This is a genomic window from Streptomyces sp. NPDC002520, assembly GCF_053595235.1.
Genome location: NZ_JBSFXG010000041.1, coordinates 1 through 17,532 on the forward strand (window position 1 = coordinate 1; position 17,532 = coordinate 17,532).

General features: G+C 68.0%; 16 protein-coding genes and 3 pseudogenes. 12 read left to right on the forward strand and 7 right to left on the reverse strand.

The genetic code is table 11. The features are described 5' to 3' along the window. Nucleotides 1-86 precede the first annotated feature (86 nt). Nucleotides 87-475: pseudogene (locus ACWD5D_RS37090) on the reverse strand (hypothetical protein). Between the two features lie 253 nt (nucleotides 476-728). On the opposite strand from ACWD5D_RS37090, the gene ACWD5D_RS37095 reads away from it, so the two are divergent. Next, nucleotides 729-1,277: an SMI1/KNR4 family protein gene (locus ACWD5D_RS37095; protein WP_451377203.1), complete on the forward strand. Its 549-nt coding sequence runs from the start codon at nucleotides 729-731 to the stop codon at nucleotides 1,275-1,277. A 310-nt stretch (nucleotides 1,278-1,587) separates the two neighbouring features. Here ACWD5D_RS37095 and ACWD5D_RS37100 read toward each other — a convergent pair whose 3' ends face one another. Next, the gene (locus tag ACWD5D_RS37100) at nucleotides 1,588-2,130 is read right to left on the reverse strand and encodes a helicase associated domain-containing protein (RefSeq protein WP_451377204.1); all 543 of its coding nucleotides are present in this window, start codon (nucleotides 2,128-2,130) and stop codon (nucleotides 1,588-1,590) included. Between the two features lie 332 nt (nucleotides 2,131-2,462). On the opposite strand from ACWD5D_RS37100, the gene ACWD5D_RS37105 reads away from it, so the two are divergent. From ACWD5D_RS37105 to ACWD5D_RS37130, 6 genes are all read left to right on the forward strand, one after another. Next, nucleotides 2,463-2,600 (forward strand): hypothetical protein, encoded by a 138-nt coding sequence (locus ACWD5D_RS37105; protein WP_451377205.1) that lies wholly within the window; start codon nucleotides 2,463-2,465, stop codon nucleotides 2,598-2,600. Nucleotides 2,601-3,644: 1,044 nt separating this feature from the next. Beyond that, nucleotides 3,645-4,310 carry a nitrile hydratase subunit beta gene (gene nthB / locus ACWD5D_RS37110; RefSeq protein ID WP_451377206.1) on the forward strand — a complete coding sequence of 222 codons (666 nt, stop codon included), beginning with the start codon at nucleotides 3,645-3,647 and terminating at the stop codon, nucleotides 4,308-4,310. Then, complete coding sequence (nthA, locus tag ACWD5D_RS37115; RefSeq protein WP_451377207.1) at nucleotides 4,307-4,906, forward strand: nitrile hydratase subunit alpha; 600 nt, start codon at nucleotides 4,307-4,309, stop codon at nucleotides 4,904-4,906. The genes nthB and nthA overlap by 4 nt, the downstream gene beginning before the upstream one ends. Then, nucleotides 4,903-5,277 (forward strand): nitrile hydratase accessory protein, encoded by a 375-nt coding sequence (locus ACWD5D_RS37120; protein WP_451377208.1) that lies wholly within the window; start codon nucleotides 4,903-4,905, stop codon nucleotides 5,275-5,277. Before nthA ends, ACWD5D_RS37120 begins: the two co-directional genes overlap by 4 nt. Nucleotides 5,278-5,597: 320 nt before the next feature. Next, entirely contained in the window at nucleotides 5,598-6,029 is a 432-nt protein-coding gene (locus tag ACWD5D_RS37125; RefSeq protein WP_451377209.1) for a hypothetical protein, read from the forward strand. A gap of 37 nt (nucleotides 6,030-6,066) precedes the next feature. Then, a complete protein-coding gene (locus ACWD5D_RS37130; protein WP_451377210.1) occupies nucleotides 6,067-6,243 on the forward strand; it encodes a hypothetical protein in 177 nt (58 codons plus the stop codon). Nucleotides 6,244-6,658: 415 nt separating this feature from the next. Here ACWD5D_RS37130 and ACWD5D_RS37135 read toward each other — a convergent pair whose 3' ends face one another. The 3 genes from ACWD5D_RS37135 to ACWD5D_RS37145 all read right to left on the reverse strand — a co-directional run bounded on the left by ACWD5D_RS37135 (nucleotide 6,659) and on the right by ACWD5D_RS37145 (nucleotide 9,583). Continuing rightward, nucleotides 6,659-7,726: an MBL fold metallo-hydrolase gene (locus ACWD5D_RS37135; protein WP_451377211.1), complete on the reverse strand. Its 1,068-nt coding sequence runs from the start codon at nucleotides 7,724-7,726 to the stop codon at nucleotides 6,659-6,661. 114 nt (nucleotides 7,727-7,840) lie between these two features. Continuing rightward, nucleotides 7,841-8,371, reverse strand: a complete 531-nt coding sequence (locus ACWD5D_RS37140; RefSeq protein WP_451377212.1) for a carbonic anhydrase — start codon at nucleotides 8,369-8,371, stop codon at nucleotides 7,841-7,843. 696 nt (nucleotides 8,372-9,067) lie between these two features. Further along, nucleotides 9,068-9,583, reverse strand: coding sequence for an HIT family protein (locus ACWD5D_RS37145; RefSeq protein WP_451377213.1), 516 nt, complete (start codon nucleotides 9,581-9,583; stop codon nucleotides 9,068-9,070). A 694-nt stretch (nucleotides 9,584-10,277) separates the two neighbouring features. On the opposite strand from ACWD5D_RS37145, the gene ACWD5D_RS37150 reads away from it, so the two are divergent. Beyond that, nucleotides 10,278-11,048 carry a polysaccharide deacetylase family protein gene (locus ACWD5D_RS37150; RefSeq protein ID WP_451377214.1) on the forward strand — a complete coding sequence of 257 codons (771 nt, stop codon included), beginning with the start codon at nucleotides 10,278-10,280 and terminating at the stop codon, nucleotides 11,046-11,048. 200 nt (nucleotides 11,049-11,248) lie between these two features. Continuing rightward, nucleotides 11,249-11,393 (forward strand): annotated as a pseudogene (locus ACWD5D_RS37155) (IS1380 family transposase); the annotation flags it as partial. A gap of 28 nt (nucleotides 11,394-11,421) precedes the next feature. On the opposite strand, the gene ACWD5D_RS37160 reads toward ACWD5D_RS37155, so the two are convergent. Further along, the gene (locus ACWD5D_RS37160) at nucleotides 11,422-11,784 is read right to left on the reverse strand and encodes a hypothetical protein (RefSeq protein ID WP_451377215.1); all 363 of its coding nucleotides are present in this window, start codon (nucleotides 11,782-11,784) and stop codon (nucleotides 11,422-11,424) included. A gap of 243 nt (nucleotides 11,785-12,027) precedes the next feature. Between ACWD5D_RS37160 and ACWD5D_RS37165 the strand changes: the two genes are divergently transcribed. Next, nucleotides 12,028-12,870 (forward strand): alpha/beta fold hydrolase, encoded by an 843-nt coding sequence (locus ACWD5D_RS37165; protein WP_451377216.1) that lies wholly within the window; start codon nucleotides 12,028-12,030, stop codon nucleotides 12,868-12,870. A gap of 1,156 nt (nucleotides 12,871-14,026) precedes the next feature. Then, nucleotides 14,027-14,803, forward strand: coding sequence for an SDR family NAD(P)-dependent oxidoreductase (locus ACWD5D_RS37170; RefSeq protein WP_451377217.1), 777 nt, complete (start codon nucleotides 14,027-14,029; stop codon nucleotides 14,801-14,803). Nucleotides 14,804-14,854: 51 nt separating this feature from the next. On the opposite strand, the pseudogene ACWD5D_RS37175 reads toward ACWD5D_RS37170, so the two are convergent. Further along, nucleotides 14,855-15,118, reverse strand: a pseudogene (locus tag ACWD5D_RS37175) (methyltransferase domain-containing protein); the annotation flags it as partial. A gap of 298 nt (nucleotides 15,119-15,416) precedes the next feature. On the opposite strand from ACWD5D_RS37175, the gene ACWD5D_RS37180 reads away from it, so the two are divergent. Next, nucleotides 15,417-17,342: a PAS domain S-box protein gene (locus tag ACWD5D_RS37180; protein WP_451377218.1), complete on the forward strand. Its 1,926-nt coding sequence runs from the start codon at nucleotides 15,417-15,419 to the stop codon at nucleotides 17,340-17,342. Nucleotides 17,343-17,532: the final 190 nt, after the last annotated feature.

A 17,532-nucleotide genomic window follows, 5' to 3' on the forward strand; every position in this document is an offset into this window, starting at 1 on the left:
ACCACAGAAGTCGGATGCTTCCGGCGGCATGAGTGCTCACCTGCTGGCGGCTACGGCACCGAGTCTCTCCGACCCGGCAAGTCCCATTAGGCGTCAGGGTCGACTTCGGGTGCGTGAACCGCACGGGCTTGCCCAGCGACCGGGCGTAGGCGATTTCGGCTCGGGTGCTGTCTCCGATGTAGTCGCCGACTACGAGCACCTCATCAGCGAGCCGGATCTTCGCCCGGTGCAGATCGTCGAGTCGAACCTTCAGCGCCTCGGCCTCGCCAGGATCGGACCAAAGTTCGTGCGGCGACTTCATGTCACAGCCCGGTTTGACGACAATCTTTCCGGCTTTGGTCTCCCGCAGATCGGCCTCGTTCATCTCGGTCATGAAGCGGGTGGAGCCGCAGATCACGACGATACGCGGGAGGCTCAACAGCTTCTTCGCGTCGGCGAGCTTCTCCTCGGGAGTGAGCAGTTGCGGGTATGACACTGGTTCCTCCTGGTGGTGTGTCCGGGCAGCATGCCGCAGGAGTGCACTTGGCACGGTCCCGCACGGCGTGCGAACGAGTGCGGGACCGCGTGCCCAGCCGTCCTGTCCGAGCGGGGCGTACATGACCATACGGACGGTCAGGTTGTCGACGGTCACGTAATTCCCCCGCGGCAGCCTCAACTTCCCCGCCCACACGTATGAGCCCGCGCCACCCGCCAGCTGCAATGTCACACCGTGCTGACAGCATGCTGCCATGACAACCACATCGCCCGATCAACGGCCTGCCGAGGCCACCCTGGAGTTCCTGCGCTCGGCGTTCGAGCCTGAGTGGCGCGAGCAGCCACTGGGATACGAAGCAGTCGAGGCATGGGAATCCGAGCACGGGGTCGCTCTCCCAGAGCCATACCGCACTGTGGTCGCCGAGATCTGCGACGGATACGGCCTCGGCCCTCCGGAAGATGGCGGCCTGGAGCGACTCGGCTGCCTCCCGACGGGCTGGCCGGACCTCGGATCCCGCCAACCGGGTGCTCCGTTTCCGCTGGTTGAAGGTTGGCCGTGGGAAGACGACGCCAGCGTCGATCCCGATGAAGATGAGCGCATCGACGCCGTCTACACCCAGGGGTCGGTCGTGCTCGGCTCCGAGGACGGTCAGTCCTTCTGGCTGCTCGTGACAACTGGCCCCCGGCGCGGTGAGGTTTGGATGGTCGCTGACGTGGGCGCCGGCCCGGTCCCGGGAGACGAAGCGTGGGGATTCCTGGAATGGGTGCAGCGCTGGCACGCCGGCAACGGTTGGTGGGACTGACGGTGCCCGAAGCTCGCCACTGACGGGTGGCGCGGGGCTCGAACGCGTAGGCGGGTAAGTTGATGCTGCCGCTGCCGAATTACGTGACCGTCGACGGTCAGGTTGAAGGAGCGCTCGACGCACTGTGCTACGGCGTCGGGTCGTCAGGGTCCAGCCGAATGGCAGGCCTGCGCCTCACCCGGGGCGCGCAGGCAGCAGCCTCTGCTGCCCACGATGGAGGAAGACTGCTGCCAAGCCCTGGGCAGTCGGCCACCCACTCACCCAGACGGTCGCCGCAGCCCACCGATGAGACAACGGCCACCCGCCGCATCTACAGGCCGAGTTGGGTAAGGGCCTGCCGTCCCTGGGCGCTCAAGGTCTCCTTGCGGCAGCGCAGGTTGGTCAGCCACTGGCCCAAGCGCACAAGGTCGCCTTCGACGTCTTCGACGTGTCGTTGGGGAACTTTGAGGTGGCCTTCCCGCTCGAGGAACGCCCGTGCGGCCGCCAGTCCTCGTTGAAAGGACCTTTCACGTGCGGGCAGTTGGTGCTGCGATGTGGGAGCGGATTCTGGGTGCAGGTCGACTCCGAGGGCGGTGAGGAGGCGCTGCTGCTCGGGGTGTAGGGCTGGGGCGTGTGCACGCTGGGCCTGGAGCCACTCCCCCGCGTCGGGAGCTGTCTGGGCATCTGTCAGGCCCCGGCGGGTGTCACGGTAGGCACGTTGCCAGGCGATCGGCCAGGGCGGTTTCCACCAAGGGTCCAGGGCGGTGAAGGCCGCAGCGCGTTCGGCGGTCAGCTCGCCGGCACACGCCTTGCCGCTCCACTGAGGGAACTGTTCTTGGATCAAGGTCGCAACGATTTCGGTGGTCACGTCCACTTGGTCATCGTGCATGGTCATTCTCGCGCGCTCTTCCACTAGTCCAATTCGAAACGCCGGAAGCAGGCAAGACCAACTGAGACGACAGCCAGTCTTCCTACGCCAGGGTCCAGATCAACTGAGATTTTCGGCCACCCAGGTGTCTCAACCGTTCTGGTCGCCCCAGGTCACAGCCGCGCCTTCGGACCAGATCACCTGAGACGGGACAACAGCCCGGGGTTCTTGCGGACGAAATCGGCTACTCCTGCAGCGGACCGCCCGGCGAGCTCTGTCATGCCGTCTGCCTGGCGGTCACAGCGGCCGGCCACGTGTAGGCGAGCCACAGTGAAGATGTGCTGGAAGACATGGTCCGGCAGGCCCAGCGCCCCGAGATCGTTGTCGAGCCATTCCTGCAACGGGACGTCGGTGTAGCCGACCGCGCGGTGCAAAGCATCGGAAATCTACGCGGCCAAAGCGGCCATGTCCTGTGATCGGGGACCGGTCAGCTCATAGATCCAGCCGATGTGCCGGGCCGGATCGGCCAGAATCTCCTCGACGACCGCGGCAACGTCACCGTCCGCGATCGGGGAGGTTCGCCTTGCCGAAGGGTCACCTGATGGCGCCGTCCTTGGCGGTCGAGGAAAACGCGGTCTGGAAGAGCGGGGTTCTCCATGAAGACGGTGGGCCTGGCCTGGACCACGGGCAGGCCTGACCCGTCGAGAGCCTGCTCGACCAGCCACTGCTGACGATGCTGATGAGACTCGGAGGTGCTGGTGGCGTCCGTCTCGGAGACAGTCGGCTGCGCCATGTTCACGAACGCCTCCAGCCGTCCGTAGGCGCGCGACCGCCGCTGTGGTCACGGCGGCCAGCAGATACTGAGCCGACACGGCCATGCCGAAACAAACCCGTCCGCAGCCGTCGAGGGTGCGAGGTCGTCGGCGACATCACCGGCACGCGTCAGATCTCCGACGACGACTTCGGCGCCCGTCGCGCGCAGCGCCCGGGCTCGGTCGTCATCCCGGCGCACCCCAGCGCACCAGAGCACGGGCCTGGAGGCTCCGGCGCCGAAGACCTTGGACCACGGTCCTGCCGGCGGCCCCGACGCGCCCGCAGCACCGGTCACCAGAATGGGCCGCACGCCTGCTTCCGGGCTGTAGTCCACGGGGCAGCCTGCGGCCCGCACGACCAGGGCGCAACCGGGGTTTCGTCCAGCCCCCGGACCACCCCAGGGAACGATTCTCCTGAGACGACCGGACCCTCGCGGGCAGAGATCCGGGTGACTATCCGGGTGAGTCCGTCCGCGGCGATCGACGACATGCTGCAGCCGGCGAAGAGATCGGCATGCGTCCAAGGCCTGGCCCGCTCGGCCGCCCCGCCGCCACTCCCGGGCACGCGGGGCAATGAACCCGACGCATCCGCGACAGGCGCCGTAACCAGCGGCTTGGAGCACAGCTCACACCGCGACTCCAGAGATATCACCCAAATACAATTGATCCAACTATGCCCGCTATTGCTGGCAAAAGAGAGGTCCGACCATGGATGGTATCGCCGACATGGGAGGAGCCCCGGGCTGGGGCTCCATGCATCCGCCGAGACGGGATGAACCTGTTTTCGCAGAGCCCTGGGAGAGTCGGGCATTCGCGCTCGCGGTCCTCTCGAACCGGGTGTCCGGGGGAAACCTGGACTCCTTCCGGCACGCGCTGGAGCGCCTGGACCGAGCGCACTACATCGACGACGGCTACTACGGGCGCTGGCTCAACGCCGGAGAGCTGAGACTCCTCGACAGCGCCATCCTGGCGCCTGGTGCGGTCGACGCCCGCGCCCGCAACCTCCGCGGCGAGCACGTGACGGAGCCCCCGATCCCGGAGCCGGCCAAGCCCGACTACGCCCCGACCACCGAGGGCACGCTGCGCTCCCTCGACACCGCGCCCGCCTTCTCCGTCGGCGAGCGCGTGCGCGCCAAGGACATGTCGCCGTCCGGACACACCAGACTGCCGCGCTATGTGCGAGGGCATGTCGGCGTTGTCGACATCATTCAGCCCGCCGGCGTGCTGCCGGACACCAACGCGCACTTCCTGGGCGAGAACCCGCAGTACGTCTACACCGTGCGCTTCGACTCACATGACTTGTGGGGCACCGACGCCGAGCCGTTCGAGCTCACCGTGGAACTGTTCGAGAGCTACCTGGAGACCACCTCATGACCACCACCCCTGGATCGGCCGAGCACCTTCCCCCGGCCTTGCGCACCGAGGCACTCGAGCAGTTGCTGACCGAGCGGGGCCTGATCGACCCGAAGGCGATGAACGGGCTCATCACCACCTATGAGACCAACATCGGACCGCTCAACGGCGCGAAGGTCGTCGCCAGGGCCTGGACGGACCCCGAGTACCGTCGCCGACTGCTCGAGGACGGCACGGCCGCCATCAAGGAACTGGGCTTCGGAGGATTCCAGGGCGAGCACATCGTCGTGGTGGAGAACACCGCGACCACGCACAACGTGGTGGTCTGCACGCTGTGCTCGTGCTACCCGTGGCCGGTGCTCGGCCTGCCGCCGAGCTGGTACAAGGATCCCGCCTACCGCGCCCGGGTGGTGAAGGAACCGCGCGCGGTGCTGTCCGAGATGGGACTCGAGCTGGCCGACGATGTACGGATCACCGTCCGCGACTCCACCAGCGAGGTGCGCTGGCTGGTGCTGCCCGAGCGGCCGTCCGGCACCGAGCATCTGACCGAGGAAGAACTCGTGCCTCTGGTGACGAGGGACGCAATGGTCGGCGTGGCCAAGGTGGCGGCACCATGAGCGCGCCTCTTGACATCGAGGGCCCCGCCGCACCGCCCCGCTCCAACGGCGAGTTGGTGTTCGCCGAGCCGTGGGAGAGCCGCGCCTTCGGGATGGCCGTCACCCTGTACGACGCGGGAGCGTTCACGTGGCCGGAATTCCAGACCGCACTGATCGCCCGGATCGCCGCCTGGGAAGCCTCGGCGGAGCGGGACGAACCGTACAACTACTACAGGCTCTGGCTGGCCGCCCTGGAGGATGTACTCACGGGTTTGAGAGCCGTGACCACAGACGAGGTCACCACACGCGCCCGATCCCTGGCCCAACGCCCCCCGGGCCACGACCACCGCGACCAACGTGACCACTCCGACCACCACGACCACCCACACTGATCCGCAGCGCACTCCCGGTGTTCTCCGCGACGACTTGTCGGCGCGCCCTTGGCAGGTTGGCCGGGCAACGGAGCACAGGAAGTATCGACCGGCCCCAGCCCGCCATCGCGCCACCCGGGGCCAGACCGACCGCACCGAGGCCCGTGCCGTGCCCGCGCCCACGGTCTGCGAAATCCCGTGCGGAGTCCGGCGCGAAGCGGTGGCCGGTCGCCTTCCCGGTGCGGGTCTCGTGCGGGCCGCGGCGCTGGACCTGGCGGACCTGTCGCCGGTGGACGCGTTCGCGCGGGCCTGGCGCGGGCCGCTCGACATCCTTGTCGCCAATGCGGGAATCATGGCGCTTCGCGCTGCATGGTTCGCTGCGCGAGGCAGGCTCGGCCCGCATCGTGGTCGTCAGCTCCGGCGCCCACCGCTGGGCGTCCTTCGACTCGACGACCCACACGTCGATCGGCGTCCCTACGAACCCTGGGCGGCCTACGAGCAGTCCCAGACCGCCGACGTCCTGTTCGACCGCCGACGTCCTGTTCGCCGTGGGCGCCCGTCACTGGGCGGTCAACGGCATCACGGCCAACGCGGTCGACCCCGGGTTCGTCCTCGCCAATCTCCAGCGCCATCTCGACGGCGACACCATCGTTGCGTTCGGCGTGATGGACGAGGACGGGAACCTCACCCCGCTGCCGCACTACAAGACGCCGTCCAGGGCGAAGTGCCCGAGAAATTGGTGGCGAGCTGCATCTCCCAGCCCGCCACGGTGAGGGTCCGCTCCGGCTGGCGCAGGGGGCCGCGACGTCCGTGCTGCTCGCCGCGTCACCGCTGCTGGACGCCGTGACCGGCCGCTACTTCGAGGACAACCAGGAGGCGCAGGTCGTACAGGCGGACGCGGAAGGAGACGACGTCGCCACCCACGCACTGGACCCCGCAGCGACGGGCAGACTCTGCGAGTACGCAGCAGACGCCGTCCGAGCCTGACCGAAGGCGCAGTAGGCACCTCCGACCCCGGCGAGCCCTCGTTCACTGCGGGAGAGCGGCGGTACACGCCGACCACCCGCAGCCAGCTCGCGCGCGCGGCCGCGGCGTTGTCCCTGTCGCTGCCGGAAACCTGCTGGGCGACAAGTCGCACCAAGCTGGACAGACCCGGTGGTCCAGCCGGCGCCGTCGTCGCCTGGATCCTGTTTTTCCTCTCGCAGCGCCGCGCCGCAGAGCCGATCACCCCGCTGCGGCTGTTCCGAGCCGGATATTCGGCGTCGCAACGCTCAGCCGGCCGGCTTCCACCGCCCCGAGCCATCCGGGGTCCATCCGGATACCCCTCCGAGTACCGCCGGCGCTGCACTTCCTGCTGCACCGGTTGAGCCGGGACTGCCGAGCCGGGACTGCTGAGCCGGGATCAGGCATCACCCGCCTGTGGGGCGCTGAGTGTGTAGGTGGTGCCGACGCTTGACTGCACCCATGCGTCCGGGAGAGCTGTGGCTAGGATGTGCTGGGCGCGCCAGCCGGTGCAGTGACCGGGGACGATCAGCTCGGGTGCGAGTTCGGTGAGTGCGGCCACCGTCGGGCCGATGACCGGCTCGAAGCGGGGCCGCTCAGGTGGAAGCCGCCGATGAGGGCCAGCAGTTTGCTGACGCCGGTCAGTCGCATGGCGTGGCGGATGATGTTGACCACTCCGGCATGGCCGCACCCGGTGATGATGACAAGTCCCCGGCCCCGCACGTTGATGACGAGTGCCTGGTCGTCGATGACGGCGGGGTCGTGTCGCCAGCCGTTCCCGTCCCAGGCCTGGTGTGCCTGCGGCATGCCGTGCTCGAACGGTGACGCGATCCACCTCGCCGGTGATCAGGATGCCGCCGGCCAGCAACGACGGCTGCCGCCGCTCGATTACCTCGAACCCTTCGCGTTCCAGGGCACCCCGTGACAGCGTGGGTATCTCCAGACCCTGTCCGGCGGGTAGTGCCAGGCGGCGGCGGGTCCAGACCGCGGGGTGGACGGTCAGCGGCAGGCCGGAGCGCCCGCGCAGCCGGGCCAGCCCGTCGAAGCCGCCCGCGTGGTCGAAGTGTCCGTGACTGAGCACGACGCTCTGCAGGCCGCCGACATCGACGCCAAGACGCTCGGCGTTCACCGCCAGCCCGTCCGGTGACGCGCCGGTATCGAACAGCAGCGTGCTGCTCGCGTTCCCGCTTTGGACGGTGACCAGGGCGGAGAAGCCGTGCTCGGCACGCAGCCCCGCGAGGGCCTCGCCGCCGGCGAACTGTCGCGCGGTGGTCCGCCCGGCAGCGATCGACGCCCGGGTGACGCCTTCGGCAGAGGCCAGCAGGGCGTCGAAGGTGTTGTCGACCATCGTCGTGACTCTGACCTCGTCGACCTCGGGCAGCGTCACCGGGTCAACAGCCGGTCCCTCCGCGACGCGAGGCGCTGACCACGCCGCCTCGGTCACCGAGTGCCCGTGATCGTCGCACATGCTAGAAAGCGCCTCCCCGCGGATACGACCACCGGCCAGGGAAGCAGATCCCGGCACCAGCCGCAGGCCCACGGCGGTCACGCCTGCCGGACCGGCCGCAGGCGCCGCGCGGTGTCATGCTTCCACTCGCGCCGGCGGGACGGCGACGTCGATGAGCCCGGTGGCCACGTCGTACACGAGCCCTGAGACGAGGGCTCCGGCCGGAAGCTTCCGCTTGAGGATTTCGACGTCGACACGGACGGCGGCGACCGGGTCGGTGACCGCCTTGGCGTCCAGGGCTCCGGCCGGAACTTCGAAGTAATCGGCCAGCAGCTCGGGGAACGCGGCCAGGTCCGTGATCCCGCAGTCGGTGTGGTGCAGGACCGCATAGTGGACGTCGCCCGGGCGAGGGCCGCCCGTGCGGGCCTGGACGACCTTCGAGAGCATCCCCAGCGTCCGGAGTGTCGCGGGCGTGACCCGCCCTCCGACGTTGCGGATCACCGCTGCCTCGCCGAGCTTGAGCCCGAGCACGTCGGACGGGTCGACACGAGGGTCGACGCATCCGATGACCGTCAGACTGCCGCTGGGCATGAGCTTGAGGTCGGCGAACGATCCGCCGTCGGCGAACCCGGCGTTCCGCTTGGCCAGCTCGTCCGTGTCGATCACTGTGACGGTAACCCCTTCTCGCTCTGAGCATGGACGCCCGGTGGCGCGACGGCGACCTCCAGCTGCCGCCAATCCTGGACCGCCGCTGCCGCCCATGCCACTCGACTTTGCGGCAAATCGTGATCATGCAGGTCAACGCGTTGCCTGATCCGACACGGCGAGTCGGCGCCACGGCGCGATTCGTAGCTGAGGGCCGTCACCTCTGCGGGCACGATTGGCCGGCTGTCTCCCGTCACCATGGTCACCCGGTTCCGGTGCGCCACGAGGCGCACGGTGTCCGAATAGCGTGCGGCCCCGACGGCAATGAACAGGTCGTCCTGTCAGCCCATCGCGGTTGAACTCCGCCGACAGCGTCGGAACAACCCTCAGGGCGCGGTCGATATCGCGTCGAGGACCAATTGCGCGGCCATCCTGCGGCCGGCCGGGCTTGCGCGATGGGTCCGACAGCAGCTCCAACATCAAGCCCACCACGCGACGCGGGGGTTCGACGCGGGCGAACCGGTCCGCGATGCGGCCCATCAGGGCCTCGAACGGCTCCTGCCAGCAGGCGGGTCTACGCTGTGACCTGCGGCCACCGCGTGATCGTTTGTCTTCATACACCGATGATCAGCGGTGGCCGCATCCCCTTGTCGGCCGGGCCTCCCGACAAGACCACCAGCGGTGCGACCGACCGGGAAAAGTCGGCTGCCCCCCGGGTCATCCCTCCTTGAGGACGCTCCGGGCGATGACCGCCTCACGAAGGCGTGCGGCCATCGAGGCCGCCTGGTCCGGCGACAGCTCCAGGACACCGTTCTCCGTCATCAGGGTGTGGAACTGCTGCTCAGGGTAGGGGACGCCGGGCGGCAGAGCGGCGATGTGCCAGTGCAGATGAGCGTTGCCCTGCTGGCTGCCGAGCGAGTACAGGTACGTGCGCTCCGGCTCGCAGACAGCCTCGACGGCGAGGGCGATCTCCCGGACGAACAGCATGAGCCGGCTGTAGGCCGCCTCGTCCAGGTCGCGCACGACGTGCTCAAGGTGCGCCTTCGGCGCGACCAGGACCTTGCCCGGCACCGTGGGCCACCTGTCCAGGAACGCCACGTGATCGGCGTCCTCAAAAACCGTCACATGCGGGTAGTCCGGGTTCCCGGCCAGGAACGCACACACGAAGCACGGGCCGCTCCGAGTCCGCTCCATGTACACCTCAAGGTCCATCGACTGTCGATCCACTGACACCTGCGCACCTCTCCGCGGGGGGGTGCACCAGTCTGCCGCGGCCATACGATCCCACCGACGCACAGCGATCCAACATGATCAGGAGCCGTTCGCGTAAGGCGCGGGCCGCTGCTCCGGATCGCAGCAGGTTGGCGGACCTGAAGCAGGGACCACATGTTGTGGATGTTGAGGTCCACCGATCCATGCGGGGGTGCGATCCCCTCGACCAGGTGGGCAAGGAGCCGGTCCCCGTGCCGGGCCGAGAGACCCGTCGGCAATGAACTTGTCCGAGAACTGTGGCACGTTCGTCTCACCGATCCATGGAAATCGGTAAGAGGTGAAGGTTTGATCCTGCCCCCTCGAACGCCTCCCACCAGGTGCTTTTACGGAAAACTTCACTGCTTCTAGAATCTCTCATACCTGCGTCGGGAGGCGCGGTCGGACCGGATCGGTGAGCCTGATCTCAAGTGGATCGCCACGAAGGACATGCGTGGAGCCGGAGGAAGAGTCCCTCAACCCAACGGTAGCCGCGATGAACAGCACTTTCCGTGGCCGGGGCATCCGGGCGGTAGCCGCCGAGGTCCTGACGGCAGAACTCACGGATGGAGCGGCCGACCCGTCGCTGTGGGCTCAACGCCCCCTACGCGATGTCAACTGACCGGCTAAAGGGCCGAGTGCGACAGGAGAAGCGGTTCCTGGGATCGAGGTGCCTGTGATGCCTTTCAGCACAGGATGGCGGCGCGTGATGACGGTCGCAGCCGCGGCCACGCTCAGCGCGTTCACAGCCGTGCCAGGCCTGCCATCATCGACCGCCGCTGCGCTGTCCCACGGGCCCGCCCGGTCCGGCGTCGGCACACCGGCTCCCGTCGTCGACTGCCGGGTCACCAAGTGTGTCGCGCTGACCTTTGACGACGGACCGACCCAGTACACAGCGACCGTACTCGACACACTCGAGCGCCAGCACACCGTGGCCACGTTTTTCCTGATCGGACCGCACGCTCTTCGGTACCGGAAAGATGTATTGAGACAGCAGCGGGACGGCGACGCGATCGGCGACCACACGGTCACCCACCCCTACCTCACCCGCCTCCCACCCGCCCGGATCGACTACGAACTAAAGACCGCGGCGGGGCAGATCGCCTCCGCCACAGGGCACCGGCCGACCCTGTTCAGACCGCCGTTCGGAGCATGGAACGCCAAGGTGCGTGCGGCAGCCGGTGCGGAACGTCTGTCGGTGGTGATGTGGAGCGTCAGCCCCAAAGACTGGAAATACCACAACCCTCACCTCATCGAGCAGCGTGTGCTGGCCCGTGTGCGCCCCGGCGCGATCATCGTCCTGCACGACCGGTACGCGACGACCCCACCAGCCGTCCCCCACATCATCGCCGCGCTGAAGGCCCGCGGCTATGTCCTGGTCACCATCCCCCAGATGTTCGCCACGTCCGGCGGCCTGCAACCCGGTGTGGTCTACCACCATGGGCCGTAGTCGAGCCCTCCGAGGGCGGCAGTGTGCTCGGCTCTGCTGAGCGGCGGATACACCAGCCGCGACCACCCCGTGCCAGCCCGGTGAGCATCGCGCTTTCATGAGCTCGTCCACGCTTGATCAAATAAGCGGAGAGAGCAGCTGGCGTGCAACGATTGGACTTTTCTAGGGCACTTGGCTGTACGGAAAGAAGCACTCGCCAGGTGAGCAAGCGTATCGGGGCCTACCCGCGTGTCCGCGTCGAGGCCGGTGGCAGCGGGAGGTCTCGCAGGCCGCGGGGCGGTGCTGCTGGTCGAGACGCTCCGCAAGTCCGGCCTGGACACCGCCATATCGGCGGCAATGGCGCCGTGACGCAACAGGCGCGGCAAGCCGTCTGTCAGCGTTCCCAAGGTCCGACTGGGCCAGCCGTCCGAGCGCCTGATTCCTTGCGCGCCGCGAGCTGGAACAGGACGGCACCGGCGGCGCCGAAGGCGCCGCCGACGTACATGCAGGCCATGACCGTCTCGTAGGAGGCGTCGGCGATCCGGGGGATGCTGTTGACGACTATGAGGGCGTAGAAGCACAGGAAGCCGTAGGCGCGAAACCGCATCCCTGCCTGCCGCTTCCGCATCCACGACGGTGTCCACCCTGCCAGCAGCACCGCCACCGGGACCGGCAGCATGAGCAACGTCGACACGGCCAGCCCCATCCAGTGGTACAGCGGATTGCCGTTCACCCTGCCCCCTTCGTAGGCGGTCACCAGCCTACGGAAGGGTGACGAGGCCCGTCCATGGTCGACGCCCGACGGGTAAACAGGCACGTGAAGCCTCTGGTGGAGACGGTTCTCTTGGCCGAAAACCCATCCACCAGGGGCTTCACCACGTTGTCAGCCCAACTGCCAATCTCGCGGGCCAGGTTGGAAAGGGCTCACTGCCTGAAACCTGGCCGTAAGATCCTCAGAACTCCCGGCCCCGGGTTGCGTCAATGACGAAGGAGCTCCCGCATGAGCACGTTCACGACGACCGATGGCGTCGAGCTTGTCTACGAGGACCGCGGCACCTCAGGCCCGCAGCCGCCGCTGCTGATGCTCCACGGCTGGGGACAGACACAGGCGATGTTCCGCCACCAGTTGGAAGAGCTGTCCCGGACCCGCCGCGTGGTGACCGTCGACCTGCGCGGGCACGGGCGCTCGGCCAAGCCCCGCCACGGCTACCGCATCGCTCGCTTCGCCCGCGACGTCCAAGAACTCCTCGACCACCTGGACCTGACTTCCGTCGACGCACTGGGCTGGTCCATGGGCGTGTCGGTGTGGTGGAGCTTCATCGACCAGTACGGCACCGGCCGTATCCGGCGTCTCGTCGCGGTCGACCAGCCCGCCGCGGTCGCCGCCGTGCCGTGGATGTCACCCCAGGCCCAGTCCGACAGCGGAGCGATCTTCGACGTCACCGACTTGCTGGCCCTCGGTGACGCGTTGAACGGACCCGAGGGCGCCAAAGCCACCCGGGACTTCGTACGGAGCATGTTCAGCGGCGAACCCGACCCAGAGGTCTGGGCGTTCGTCGAGCAGGAGATCACCCACACCCCTGCCTACGCCGCCGTTCCCCTGCTGTGGGACCACTGCGCGCAGGACTGGCGGGACGTCCTGCCCCGCATCGACGTCCCCACCCTGGTCATCGGCTGCGACGGCAGCCACGTTGCCCCCTCCTCCCAGCGTTACATCGCCGAACAGGTCCCGGGCGCGCGGCTCCACATCTTCCCCCGGGACGTGGCCAACTCGCACTTCCCCTTCCTGGAGAACCCGCCGGCCTTCAACACGGTGGTGGAGGACTTCCTCGACGGGGAGTGAACGCCCTCTGGGCCGGCCGGGACACCAGCCGACGTCAAGCAGGACCTTGCCGGCGACGCCCGTCGAGAGGCGACCGCATCCACACAGCACCTGCGCGGAGGCCGCCCGACTCGCCAGAGATCGCAGAAGCGTGACGAACGGTGAAGCGCACCCCACAAGATGCGCTGTTCGGGAATGCGGTTCCGTTCGGCGCCGCGTTGTTCTGGGGTGTGTTGTCATGCGCCGCTTCTTCCAAGCACCTGCTTTGTTTCTGCATGGCGCAACTCGCTGCCACTGCCCATCAAACGCGTTCGTGACTTGGTAACCGAGGAAGGGCGGAACGTCGCGCTCTAACCGTGGAAGCCACCAGGCAGCGTCCGCTGGCGGCGACGCCTGCCTGGCCTTCCCCGCAAGCGGAACCTCCGACTGGCCCCTGGACGACTCCGCGGGCAAGACCGTCGAAGTCGTCCGCCTCATCCGCGACGAAATCGAGCGCCGCGTCCACGGCCTCCTCGATGAACTCGGCGCCCCGGCCCGTCGACTGACCACATGTCATGTGCGTAGCGGTACAGACTGACGTGCCCTGCCAGCCGCTCAACGGCCGGCAGGGACTCAGGCGTCAAAGTCAGCTGGTCCGAGCTGGGGGCAGGAGCACCCCGGGACTCCAAGCCACTCCCGGTCCGGCGTTACGCAGCGCTACATGTCCGTTCGCCGTAGCTATACGAGAACGGCGCCGAATAGTCGCCACAGATCTTCGTCCTCCGTAGCCGAAGCAGATCGCCGAACGCCATAAAAGGCGTCGCGATGCTCACGACACCGCGCGTCCAAGTTCATCTTGAAAGTGCTTCGCATCAGGGCCAAACATGGGAATCCGTCTCGTCGGCGACTATGTCAAAAGCACGGCCGACTTCGACCGACTGCTCGCCGACGATCACCCGAACGAGTCGGAAAGCCCTTCGTCGACGTCCGTCAAGGGCCGAGTTGCAAGCACAGTTGCTCTCACAAACGGTCGTTCCGATCCTCCTCATGGGCCGGTATACCTATCTGCGCGTGCCCCACGGCCCGGAACTCGCGGACGGGTGGCCCGTCGTGCTGTTCGTCTTCGGGCCGGACGTCTACCGGACCGACCATCCGCCGCACCCCCACCCATTCGGCCAGGAGAGCAATGGTGTCATCCGTGCAGAGCACACGTTTCGAAGGCAAGGTCGCGATCGTCACCGGCGGCAGTCGTGGGATCGGCGCGGCCGTCGCACGACGGCTGGCCAGCGAAGGCGCAGCGGTGGCGATCGGCTACCGAGGCAACAAGGAGGCGGCTGACGCCCTCGTCACCGAACTGGGCGAGCGTGGCGGTCGGGCGATCGCCGTGCAGGCGGACGTCGCTGATCCGGAGCAGACCCGGGTACTGACCGAGCAGACCGTCGCAGAGTTCGGCCGGCTGGACGTGCTCGTGTCCTGTGCCGGTGTCGAGCACTTCGACGCCCTGGAGAAGATCACGCCTGCCGACTTCGACCGGATCTTCGCCGTCAACACGCGCGGACAACTGTTCGCAGTCCAGCACGCCGTGCCTCACATGCGCCGGGGCGGCCGTATCGTACTCACCTCCTCGGTGAGTGCCTCCAAGGCGTTCTTCCGCCACACGCTGTACGCGGCCAGCAAGGCCGCGGTGGAGTCGATGGTCCTGAACCTGTCCGCCGAGCTCGGGCAGAAGGGCATCACGATCAATGCCGTCGCCCCTGGCGGCACTGCCACGGACATGGCCGCGGAGTTCGGCGCGGGCTACCAGCACCCGGAGCTGGTCGGCCGGCAGGACCTGTCCGAGTGGCTCGACACCGCGGTGGCGCTCCGCCGGCTCGCGGAGCCCGCGGAGATCGCAGCAGGCTACGCCTTCCTCGCCTCGGACGATGCGGCCTACATGACGGGCCGCACACTGCAGCTGGACGGCGGGATGTTCTGACGGGCAGGCCTGCTTCCCGGCGGCGGTGGCCACGCCGCCGCCCTGCCTCTGATCGACGGCCAGGGTGTCCCAGTCCGGCTCGCCCATGACCAGCCGCCCGCCGGGTCGTGGCACGCGGTGAATCTCCCGGAGCGCTCGGACAGGATCAGCGACGTGTTGCAGCACCCGGTCGGTGCGGGCACGGTCAGCGGCCTGGTCGGACGGCGGCAGGTCGTGGATGTCACCGAGTCTTACCATGACAGTGCGCTGGTCCGCGGTGCGCTCCCTGGCCGCGTCGACCGTGGCCTGATCATGGTCGACACCGATCACCGTGCCTGCCGCGGCTGTCGCCGGGAGGGACAGTTCTTCAGTGCTGGATGTCCTGGACGACGAGGCTATGCGTGTCCATGTTGATGCTGCTCTGAGGGTTCCGTACGACGGTTCCGGGCGCGGCCCTGGTTTGTGATCACGGATGGGGTTTCTGCCGACGACCGTTCCCGATCCTGCAATCATTCGACCGATTCGGTGTCAGTAAGTGACATCTGGCACCGGATGTGTCGGCGGTACGCTGGGATGGCCCGAATCACCAGCAGTGAGTCGCTTTGAGGTTGTGATGGCAGATACGGGCAGAATGATGGCTGGCCGAGCGGCCTTCGGCGCGGGCGCGTCGGCAACCGCCGAGGATCGGTTCCGGGGGCTGCTGGAAGCGGCTCCGGATGCCATGGTCATCGTGGACGACACCGGCACCATCAAGCTCGTCAACGCACAGACCGAGGCCCTGTTCGGCTACCGCCGCGAGGAACTCCTCGGGCGCCCGGTGGAACTGCTCGTACCGGCCCGGTTCCGGGAGCACCACACCCACCACCGCGACCACTACGTCGCCAACCGGCAGGTGCGTCCGATGGGTGCCGGGCTGGAGCTGTACGGGCTGCGCAAGGACGGCACCGAGTTCCCCGTCGAGATCAGCCTCAGCCCACTGGAGACTGCCGAAGGCCCCCTCGTCTCCGCCGCCGTCCGCGACATCAGCGAACGCAAAGCCGCCGAACAACGCATCAACGAGCTCGCCGGCCTCGTCGAGTCCTCGCAGGACGCCATCCTCGCCAAGACCCTCGATGGATACATAACCTATTGGAACGCCGCCGCCCAGTGCATGTACGGCTACACGGCCGCCGAGGCCATAGGCCGCCATGTGAGCTTCCTGGCCCCGGCCGACTGCGGGGACGAGGTCAGCGCGCTCCTCGACCGACTGAGGCATGGGGAGAAGGTCGAGCACTATGAAAGCCTCCGGGTCACCCGCGCAGGCAATCTGCTGGACGTCGACGTCACACTGTGGCCCACCCGCACCGCTGACGGCACCGTCAACGGCGTGTGCGCCATAGTCCGTGACATCAGCGACCTCAAGCGCGCCGAGGCCGAACTCACCGCCCTCTACGAACAGCAGCGCCACATCGCCCTCACCCTCCAGCGCAGCCTCATGGGCACCCCACCCGATCTCCCCGGCCTGGCCGCCGCCTACCGCTACCGGGCCGCCACCCAGGGCGCCGGAGTGGGCGGCGACTGGTTCGACCTCATTCCCCTGGGCGCCGGCCACGTGGGAATCCTGATCGGCGACGTGATGGGCCGCGGCCTGGAGGCCGCTGCCGTCATGGGACAGCTGCGCTCCGCCGCCCACGCCCTGGCCACAACCGGCATGGAACCCCGCCAGCTGATGCAGGCCCTGGATACGTTCGTCACCGGCCTGCACGTCCCCGACCAGCTCGTCACCTGCTGCTATCTCGTCATCGCCCCGGACGCCGGAGCGGTGACCCTCTGCTCGGCCGGACACCTGCCCGTCCTCGTCGCCGTTCCCGGCGATCACGTGCGCGCCCTGCCCACGCCGGTGAGCGCACCGCTCGGTGTCGGCGGCATCCCCCACCAGCAGAACTCCGTCATTCTGCCCCCCGGCGCCACACTCGTCCTCTACACCGACGGACTGATCGAAACCCCCGGCAGCGACATCGAGCACCGACTCACCGAGCTGACAAGCGCCCTCGACCATGTCCTCGCCACCACCGACGACCTGGAAACCGCCGCCGAGCACGTCCTGACCACGCTCCTCCCCGACACCGAGGAACACACCGACGACGTGACCCTGCTCCTGGCCCGGCTCCCAGCGGCGCCCCTGGCCACCGCCACCACCGACCTGCCCGCTGCTCCCTCCTCCGTACCCGAAGCACGCGCCTTCGTCACGAAGGTCCTCACCTCCTGGGGCAGCATCCACCGAGCCGACGACGCACAGCTCCTGGCATCCGAGCTACTCACCAACGCCGTCCGGCACGCCGAAGGCCCCCTCCGCCTGCATCTGCGCCGCCACCCCAATGAGCTCGCCGTCGAGATCAGCGACCGCAGCCCCCACCTGCCCCAGCCGCGTCTGGCAGACGTGGAGGACGAGTCCGGACGCGGCCTCCTCCTCGTCGACGCATTCGCCGACAGTTGGGGGGTGCGTCCCACCGAGGAAGGCAAGACCACCTGGTTCACCCTGTCCCTGGAAACGGCAGTGGATGACTCGGTGAGGCTGTAGTGCGTAGGTCCGCCCGCTTCGGGGACGGAGAAGTCCAACACGCGCGTTGTTGGAACCCCGCCAGCCGTTCGAACGCGAGCACGGAGACACTGGACCCCAGGTGGATGACGGGTGTCCACAGCGACTTGTGAGGAGTGGCCGGGGCTCCGGACGGCGGGGCGCCTTGGCGGTGCGGGTCGCGGTAACCGGG